This is a genomic window from Streptomyces sp. NRRL WC-3618, from assembly GCF_001280005.1.
Lineage (GTDB): Bacteria > Actinomycetota > Actinomycetes > Streptomycetales > Streptomycetaceae > Streptomyces.
In genome coordinates, this window is record NZ_LGDW01000130.1 from 76,238 (window position 1) to 84,426 (window position 8,189).

Here is an 8,189-nt window from a genome sequence, read left to right on the forward strand (position 1 = left end):
CTTGGAACTGCTGGATCGCATCAAGAGCCCCGCCGACCTGCGCGACCTCGACCCCTTGGACCTCGAGCGGCTCACCGACGAGATCAGGGCGCTGCTCATCGCACGGGTGACCCACAACGGCGGTCACCTCGGCCCCAACCTGGGGGTGGTCGAGCTGACCATCGCCCTGCACCGCGTCTTCGACTCCCCGCGCGACAGCCTCGTCTGGGACACCGGCCACCAGGCGTACGTGCACAAGCTCCTCACCGGCCGTGTCGCGGACTTCGCGACGCTGCGCACCCGTGGCGGCATGTCCGGCTACCCCTGCCGGGCCGAGTCGGAGCACGACCTGGTGGAGAACTCGCACGCCTCCACCGCCCTCTCGTACGCCGACGGGCTGGCCCACGCCCGCCAGTCGCGCGGTGACCCGGGCCATGTGGTCGCCGTGATCGGCGACGGCGCGCTCACCGGCGGCATGTCCTGGGAGGCCGTCAACAACATCGCGGCGGCGCCCGGCCGCCCGCTGATCGTCGTCATCAACGACAACGCCCGCTCCTACGCCCCGACCGTCGGCGGCCTCGCCCAGCACCTGGCGGCGCTGCGGACCTCGCGCGGGTACGAGGAGTTCCTGGAGCGCGCCAAGGACACCCTCCAGGGCGTGCCCGCCGTCGGTGACACCGTCTACCGCGCCCTGCACGGGGCGAAGAAAGGGCTCAAGGACTTCCTCGCCCCGCAGGCGCTCTACGAGGACCTCGGCCTGAAGTACCTCGGCCCCGTGGACGGCCACGACCGCGAGGCCGTCGAGGCGGTACTGCTGCGCGCCCGTGCCTTCGGCGGCTCGGTGGTGGTGCACTGCATCACCGAGAAGGGCCGCGGCTACGCGCCCGCCGAGGAGGACACCAGGGACCGCTTCCACGCCGTACGCGCCGCCCCCTCGCCCTCCCCCGCCGCCACCCCCGGACAGCCGACGGCCGCCGCCCCGACCTGGACAGCGGCCTTCGGCGAGGAACTCCTCCGGCAGGCCGAACGCCGCCCCGACGTCGTGGCGCTGACCGCCGCGATGCTGGAGCCCGCCGGTCTGCTGCCCCTGCAACGCGCCCTGCCCGCACGGGTGGTGGACGTCGGCATCGCCGAACAGCACGCGGTGACCTGCGCGGCCGGCATGGCCATGGGCGGTCTGCATCCGGTGGTGTGCGTCTACGCGACCTTCCTGAACCGGGCCTTCGACCAGGTCCTCATGGACGTGGCCCTGCACCGGCTGCCGGTGACGTTCGTCCTCGACCGCGCCGGCATCACCGGCGACGACGGGGCGTCCCACAACGGGATCTGGGACCTCGCCACGCTCCAGGCCGTCCCGGGCCTGCGGATCGCCGCCCCCCGCGACCGGGCCGCCCTGCGCCGCCAGCTCGACGAGGCGCTCGGCACCGAGGACGCCCCCACCCTGCTGCGCTACCCCAAGGGTGCCCTGCCGCCCGACCTGCTCGCGCGGGAGCGGATCGCCGGACCGGACGGGACCACGTCCGTCGACGTGCTGGCCCGCACCGGCGAGGACGTGCTGCTCGTCGCGGTGGGCGTGCTCGGCGGCCCCTGCGTGGCGGCCGCCCACCGCCTCCAGGAACAGGGCATCGGCTGCACGGTGGTCGACCCCGGCTGGGTGAAACCCGTACCGCGGGCGCTGGTGGAACTGGCCGCCGGGTTCGACGTCGTGGTCACGGCCGAGGACGGCCTGCGCACCGGCGGCGTCGGCGAGACCCTGGCGGCGGCGCTGCGCGACGCCCGCACCGTCCCCCGCGAACTGCGCACGCTCGGGGTGCCCTCCGGGTTCCTGGAGCACGCCTCGCGCGCCGAACTGCTCGCCGAATGCGGTCTGTCGAGCGACCGTATCGCGGAGCAGGTCACTCAAGCGGTGGCCGAGGCCACCGGACGGCCCCCACTGAAGGGAGCGGTGTGATGACCGCGTCCGTCGCACTCGGCATGCCCGCCGTACCCGCCCGCCTCGCCCCGCGCCGCCCGTCGCGGCAGATCAGGGTCGGCTCCGTGGCGGTCGGCGGGGACGCCCCGGTGTCCGTGCAGTCCATGACCACGACCCTCACCGCCGACGTGGACGCCACGCTCCAGCAGATCGCGCAGCTCACCGCGTCCGGCTGTCAGATCGTCCGGGTCGCCTGCCCCTCCCAGGACGACGCCGACGCGCTGCCGCAGATCGCGCGGAAGTCGAAGATCCCGGTGATCGCCGACATCCACTTCCAGCCCAAGTACGTGTTCGCCGCCATCGACGCCGGCTGCGCGGCCGTACGGGTCAACCCCGGCAACATCAAACGCTTCGACGACAAGGTCAAGGAGATCGCGAAGGCCGCCGCCGACGCGGGCGTGCCCATCCGGATCGGCGTCAACGCCGGCTCCCTCGACCAGCGGCTCCTGAAGAAGTACGGCAAGGCCACCCCCGAGGCACTGGTGGAGTCGGCCCTGTGGGAGTGCTCGCTGTTCGAGGAGCACGGCTTCCGGGACATCAAGATCTCGGTCAAGCACAACGACCCCGTCGTCATGGTCGACGCCTACCGGCAACTCGCCGCCCAGTGCGACTACCCCCTGCACCTCGGCGTCACCGAGGCCGGCCCCGCCTTCCAGGGCACCATCAAGTCGGCGGTCGCCTTCGGCGCGCTGCTCGGCGAGGGAATCGGCGACACCATCCGCGTCTCCCTGTCCGCGCCGCCCGTCGAGGAGGTCAAGGTCGGCATCCAGATCCTGGAGTCGCTGAACCTGCGGCAACGGCGCCTGGAGATCGTCTCCTGCCCTTCCTGCGGACGCGCCCAGGTCGACGTCTACAAGCTCGCCGACCAGGTCCTGGCCGGGCTCGACGGCATGGAGGTTCCCTTGCGCGTCGCCGTCATGGGCTGCGTCGTCAACGGCCCCGGCGAGGCCCGCGAGGCCGACCTCGGCGTCGCCTCCGGCAACGGCAAGGGCCAGATCTTCGTCAAGGGCGAAATCATCCGGACCGTCCCCGAGTCCAAGATCGTCGAGACGCTGATCGAGGAGGCCCTGAAGATCGCCGAGCAGATGCAGGCCGACGGCACCCCGAGCGGAGAACCGGACGTCACGGTCCTGTGACCCCATCGGTCCCGTGACCCATCCCCATCCCTGGCAGCCGACCCCGTACAGCAGAAGGGCACCCATCCGTATGAGCTCCGTCAGCTTCGACGTGACCCCTCCGCACGCCCCCGACACCACCTGGCGGCTCGAGGCGGAACTGTTCCTCCCGGCCGGTGACCCGCCCGACACGGTGCAGCTCCTGCTGCCGGGTCTCACCTACGACCGCCGCTACTGGACCGCCCCCGGAGCCCTCGACTACACCCGGCACGCGGTCGGCGCGGGCTACGCCGTCCTTGCCCTCGACCGCCCCGGCACCGGCACGAGCGAGCATCCGCCCGCCGAAGAGGTGACGGTGGAGAGCAACGTCGAGGCCGTGCACCAGGTGGTGACCGCCCTGCGCCAAGGCGCGCCCGGCTTCCCCCGCTTCCGCCACGTGGTCGCCGTCGGACACTCCCTCGGCTCGGGCATCGCCCTGCTCGAGGCGGCCCGCCACCACGACCTGGACGCCCTGGTCGTCACCGGCCTGCTGCACGCCCTCGGCCCGCTCTATCCGGAGGCGCTCCCAGCGCTGTACCCGGCCGCCGAGGACCCGCTGCTCGCGCCCACCGACCCGCCGGAGAACTACCTGACCACCCGCCCCGGCCGCCGTGCCGCCCTGTACGAGCACCCGGCGGGCATGGACCCCGACCTGTCCGCCTACCACGAGGACACCAAGTCGACCGTGACCGCAGGGGAGGGCTTCACCCTGGACACCATCTACCAGCCGGAGGTGGCCGCCGGGGTGAAGGCGCCCGTCCTGCTCGTGGTCGGCCGGGAGGACCGGCTCTTCGGCGGCGGCGACGTCTCCACCGAGGACGCCGCGTCCGTCGTCGCGTACGAGCAGAAGTTCTACACCGGCACCACCGACCTGGAGGCGTTCGTCGTCCCCGACGCCGCCCACTCCCTCAACGTCCACCGCACCGCGCCGAGTTGGTACGCCGCCGCCCACGAGTGGCTCGCCCGCCGGGGCCCGTCCCATGAGTGAGCGGAAGGGGCGGGACATGACCGACCTCGGTGCGGGCCCGTACGCGGGCAGCCACGCCGTGGTGCTGGGCGGCAGCCTCGCCGGACTCTGCGCGGCGGCCGCGCTGGCTCCGCACGTGGACCGCGTCACGCTCGTGGAGCGCGACCGCTACCCCGAGGAACCGCGCTGGCGACGCGGTGTGCCCCAGGCCCGCCACACCCACAACCTGCTGGGCGCCGGCCAGCGCTCCCTCGAACTGCTCTTCCCGGGCCTGCTCGGCGAGTTACGCGGCCTGGGCATGGTCGAGGTCCGGATGCCGCAGGACATGCTGCTCCTCGTGGCGGGCGGCTGGGTGGACCGTTTCGACAGCCGGCACGTGGTCCTGTCCGGCTCGCGCAACCTGCTCGACTGGGCGGTCCGCCGCCGGCTGCGGGAACTGCCCACCGTGGAGATACGCGAGGAGACGGAGGCGGTCGGGCTCGTCGCCGGACAGGGCGACACGATCCGCGGGGTACGGCTGCGGGACCGGGACACCTCGGCGCGCACAGGCTGGGCAGTGCCGTACGAGCTGGACGCCGACCTCGTCGTGGACGCGACCGGCCGCGGCTCCCGGGCCGGCGCCTGGCTCCAGAACCTCGGCTACCGGGCCCCCGAGGAGACCGTCGTGGACGCCGACTGCGCCTACGCCACCTGCGTCTTCGAACCCCCGCCGGGGCACACCGCCGACTGGAAGTGCGTCCTGCTCCAGTCGACACCCGAGGAACCCCGCTCCGGCATCCTCAACCCCATCGAGAACGACCGCTGGATGGTCTCCGTGGCCGGCCTCGGCGGCGAACGGCCGCCTCTCGACCACGAGGGTTTCGTGGACTTCGCCAAACGCCTGCGCAGCACCGTCCTGTACGACGCGATCCGCGACGCGAAGCCCCTGGGCGAGGTGTACGGATCGGGCCGTACGGAGAACCGCAGGCGCCACTACGAGCGGCTGACACGCTGGCCCGACCGTTTCCTCGTCCTCGGCGACGCCGTCGGCGCCTTCAACCCGGCCTACGGACAGGGAATCTCCGTCGCGGGCATGAGCGCCCTCGTTCTGCGCCGGGCCCTGGAACGGTCCGGGGCACGTGGCACCGGCCGGATCCCGGCCGGCCTCACGGGCCCGTTGCGCAAGCGGATCGCCCGCTGTGTGGACGCCGCGTGGATGCTGTCGGGCAACGCCGACCTGACGTATCCGGGGGCCGCCGACGGCCCGCTGCCGCTCGCCGCACGGCTGGGCAAGCGCTACACGGACCGGCTGCTGAAGGTGGCGACCACCGACCGGGCCGTCGCCACGGCCCTGTTCGACATGACCCATCTGCTGGCCCCGCCCCAGGTCGTGCTCCGGCCGAGGGTGCTGGCCTCGGTGCTGCGCGGCCCGCGGAACGCGACCTCCCCGACCACCTCGCCCCCCGGCCCCGCCGGCGGGACCCACCTCCCGGAGGAACGCCCATGACCACCGAGTCCCAGCACATGGTCGAGGTCTACCGCAAGCGGGCCAAGCGGTACGACCTCACGTCCAACCGTCTCTACCTCATCGGCCAGCGCACGATGGCCTACAAGCACCTGGCCCTGGAGCAGCTCGCCCTGCGCCCCGGCGACACGGTCGTCGACGCCGGCTGCGGCACCGGCCACAACCTTCCGCTGCTCGCCGAGGCCGTGGGGCCGACCGGCCGGGTGATCGGGGTGGACCTCACCGACGCGATGCTGGAACAGGCGGAGGACCGGGTACGGCGGGCCGGACTCTCCCAGGTCTCCCTCGTCCAGGCGGACCTGACGACGTACCAGTACCCCGAGGACGTGCGCGGGATCATCGCCTGCTTCTCCCTCACCCTCATCAGCGAGTACGCCAAGGTCGTCGAGCGCGGCTACGAGGCGCTGAGCCCCGGCGGACGCTGGGTGGTGCTGGACTACCGGCTGCCGCGCTGGTGGCCGGACCGGCTGATCCCGGCGCTGGGCCCGATGATCGCCCCGTTCGGCGGCGACACCAGCATGGTCCAGCGTCACCCGTGGGAACCGGTCCAGGAGGGCGCCGCCCGCCACCGCACGCTGACCCGGTACGGGGGCTGGGTGTACGTCACGGCGGGTGAGGCACCGGAACGGTAGCCGCTGTTGCTGGTGAACCTGAACGGCACGCGGGCGCTGCTCGTATCTCCGCACGGATCGAAAAACGCCTGCGGAAGGAACGTCAGCATGAGCAGCGCCTCGCTTCAGCCCGTATCGGGACCGGGTCGTCGTACGGTCATGGCGGCGGCCGGCGCGGCGGGGCTCACCGTCGCGCTGACCGCGTGCGGGGCTGACGACGACTCGTCGGACTCGGCCGCCCAGCCGGGTGCCGCGGGCACCGCCCTCGCGAAGACCTCCGACATCCCGGAGGGCGGCGGCAGGATATTCAAGGAACAGGGTGTGGTGGTCACCCAGCCGACGGCGGGCACGTTCAAGGCGTTCTCGTCGAAGTGCACGCACGCGGGCTGCGCCGTGACGGGTATCACCGACGGCGTCATCACCTGCCCGTGCCACAAGAGCGAGTTCTCGGTCGCCGACGGCAGCGTGAAGAAGGGCCCCGCGACCAAGCCGCTCCCCGCCGAGTCGATCAAGGTGTCGGGCGACTCCATCACCCTCGCCTGACCCTCACCCGGCGCGGCGGGACCGCTTGAGACAGGCCAGCACCTCGTCGGTGGTCGCGACGGTGGCGACCAGCGCGAGGGTGTTGCGGATCATCGCGGGGGTGTAGTCGGAGGGCACACCCGCGATGGCGTCCCCGGGCACGACGACGGTGTATCCCCGGTTCACGGCGTCGAACACGGCGTTGGGGATCGCGACGTTGGCCGAGACGCCGGTCACGATCAGCGTGCGGCAGCCGAGGTTGCGGAGCAGGGCGTCGACATCGGTGCCCTGGATCGGCGACAGCCCGTGCAGCCGCCGTACGACGAAGTCCTCGTCGGCGACCTCGATCGGCGGTGCGACGCGCACCGCGGTGGTGCCGGAGAGCTGCTGGACGGGGAGTCGTTCGGCGGCACGGAACAGTCGTGCGTTGCGATTCGCGCCCCGGCCGTCCGGACGGCGTTCCGCGATGGCGTGGATCACCTGGACGCCGGTCTCGTGGGCGGCGGCCACCAACCTGGCGACGTGGGCGAGCGCCCCGGACGACCGTGCCTCCCGGGCGAGTTCGGGCAGGGCGCTGTCCGGTCCGACGACGCCCTGCTGGCACTCGACGGTGAGCAGGACCGTGGTCACGGGGTCGAGGAGTTCGCTGAGCTGTTCGTACGACGGCATGGCGGGTGAGAGTAGTGCCCGTCGCGCACGGGCGGAAGACGGACCGTTTTCTTTTCTGACGTGATGTCAGAGGATCACCTCTGACACGACGTGAGAGAACAAGAAGAGAACAAGAGGGGGATCTTATGACCGCCACTCAGCGCCGAGGCCGGAAGATCATGATGACGCCGGGCGAGCTGGACGAGTTCCTGACGACGCAGCGCACCTGCCGGGTCGCCACCGTGTCGGCCGAGGGCGCTCCACATGTGAGCACGCTGTGGTTCGCCTGGGACGGCATCTCGATGTGGCTGTACTCGGTGGTCCGCAGCAAGCGCTGGACCGACCTGCGCCGCGACCCACGGGTCGCGATCGTCGTCGACACGGGCGAGGAGTACGACGAACTGCGCGGCGTCGAACTGTCCGGCACCGTCGAGTTCGTCGGCGAGTCCCCCCGCACCGGCGAACTACGCGCCGAACTGGACGTCCCGGAAACCCTGTTCGCCCGCAAGAACTTCCGCCTGGACGAGATGCCCCACGACGGCAGACACGCGTGGATCCGCCTGACCCCAGAAAAAACGGTCTCCTGGGACTTCCGCAAACTCCCACCGCAGTAGCGGGGGCGTCTGGGGGGGGAGCCCCCCCAGCTTCCTCTCCAGCCCGTCCGGCGCTTGAGGACAAGCCCCCTTCAGCCCAGGCCCAGCACTTCAGCCCGTCCGGCGTTTGAGGACGAGGCCCCTTCAGGGCCGAAAGCGGGTCTGGGGCGGCAGCCCAGAAGGACGGGACGGGTAAGGGCGGCGGGGGCGAAACACCCCCCCCCGGCGCCACCTCAGTG

At 72.0% G+C, this 8,189-nt stretch carries 8 protein-coding genes; 7 read left to right on the top strand and 1 reads right to left on the bottom strand.

The window, feature by feature from the left end; all coding sequences use genetic code 11:
* The first annotated feature begins 1 nt into the window (after position 1).
* The 6 genes from dxs to ADL01_RS15775 all read left to right on the top strand — a co-directional run bounded on the left by dxs (position 2) and on the right by ADL01_RS15775 (position 6,730).
* Positions 2-1,930, top strand: coding sequence for a 1-deoxy-D-xylulose-5-phosphate synthase (dxs, locus tag ADL01_RS15750; RefSeq protein WP_053742615.1), 1,929 nt, complete (start codon positions 2-4; stop codon positions 1,928-1,930).
* A complete protein-coding gene (ispG, locus tag ADL01_RS15755; protein ID WP_053742616.1) occupies positions 1,930-3,087 on the top strand; it encodes a flavodoxin-dependent (E)-4-hydroxy-3-methylbut-2-enyl-diphosphate synthase in 1,158 nt (385 codons plus the stop codon). Before dxs ends, ispG begins: the two co-directional genes overlap by 1 nt.
* Positions 3,088-3,157: 70 nt before the next feature.
* A complete protein-coding gene (locus tag ADL01_RS15760; protein WP_053742617.1) occupies positions 3,158-4,093 on the top strand; it encodes an alpha/beta hydrolase in 936 nt (311 codons plus the stop codon).
* A gap of 16 nt (positions 4,094-4,109) precedes the next feature.
* Positions 4,110-5,558, top strand: a complete 1,449-nt coding sequence (locus ADL01_RS15765; protein ID WP_053742618.1) for an NAD(P)/FAD-dependent oxidoreductase — start codon at positions 4,110-4,112, stop codon at positions 5,556-5,558.
* Positions 5,555-6,208 (top strand): class I SAM-dependent methyltransferase, encoded by a 654-nt coding sequence (locus tag ADL01_RS15770; protein ID WP_053742619.1) that lies wholly within the window; start codon positions 5,555-5,557, stop codon positions 6,206-6,208. The genes ADL01_RS15765 and ADL01_RS15770 overlap by 4 nt, the downstream gene beginning before the upstream one ends.
* 87 nt (positions 6,209-6,295) lie before the next feature.
* Complete coding sequence (locus tag ADL01_RS15775) at positions 6,296-6,730, top strand: Rieske (2Fe-2S) protein (protein ID WP_053742620.1); 435 nt, start codon at positions 6,296-6,298, stop codon at positions 6,728-6,730.
* A gap of 3 nt (positions 6,731-6,733) precedes the next feature.
* Here ADL01_RS15775 and ADL01_RS15780 read toward each other — a convergent pair whose 3' ends face one another.
* Positions 6,734-7,378, bottom strand: coding sequence for a cysteine hydrolase (locus ADL01_RS15780; RefSeq protein WP_053742621.1), 645 nt, complete (start codon positions 7,376-7,378; stop codon positions 6,734-6,736).
* 125 nt (positions 7,379-7,503) lie between these two features.
* On the opposite strand from ADL01_RS15780, the gene ADL01_RS15785 reads away from it, so the two are divergent.
* The gene (locus tag ADL01_RS15785) at positions 7,504-7,971 is read left to right on the top strand and encodes a pyridoxamine 5'-phosphate oxidase family protein (protein ID WP_053742622.1); all 468 of its coding nucleotides are present in this window, start codon (positions 7,504-7,506) and stop codon (positions 7,969-7,971) included.
* The last annotated feature ends 218 nt before the right edge of the window (positions 7,972-8,189 follow it).

Excerpts from the sequence above, each read along its gene's own strand:
- ispG (WP_053742616.1), top strand. The coding sequence starts at position 1,930 with ATGACCGCGTCCGTCGCACTCGGCATGCCCGCCGTACCCGCCCGCCTC.
- ADL01_RS15760 (WP_053742617.1), top strand. The coding sequence starts at position 3,158 with ATGAGCTCCGTCAGCTTCGACGTGACCCCTCCGCACGCCCCCGACACC.
- ADL01_RS15765 (WP_053742618.1), top strand. The coding sequence starts at position 4,110 with ATGACCGACCTCGGTGCGGGCCCGTACGCGGGCAGCCACGCCGTGGTG.
- ADL01_RS15770 (WP_053742619.1), top strand. The coding sequence starts at position 5,555 with ATGACCACCGAGTCCCAGCACATGGTCGAGGTCTACCGCAAGCGGGCC.
- ADL01_RS15775 (WP_053742620.1), top strand. The coding sequence starts at position 6,296 with ATGAGCAGCGCCTCGCTTCAGCCCGTATCGGGACCGGGTCGTCGTACG.
- ADL01_RS15780 (WP_053742621.1), bottom strand. The coding sequence starts at position 7,378 with ATGCCGTCGTACGAACAGCTCAGCGAACTCCTCGACCCCGTGACCACG.
- ADL01_RS15785 (WP_053742622.1), top strand. The coding sequence starts at position 7,504 with ATGACCGCCACTCAGCGCCGAGGCCGGAAGATCATGATGACGCCGGGC.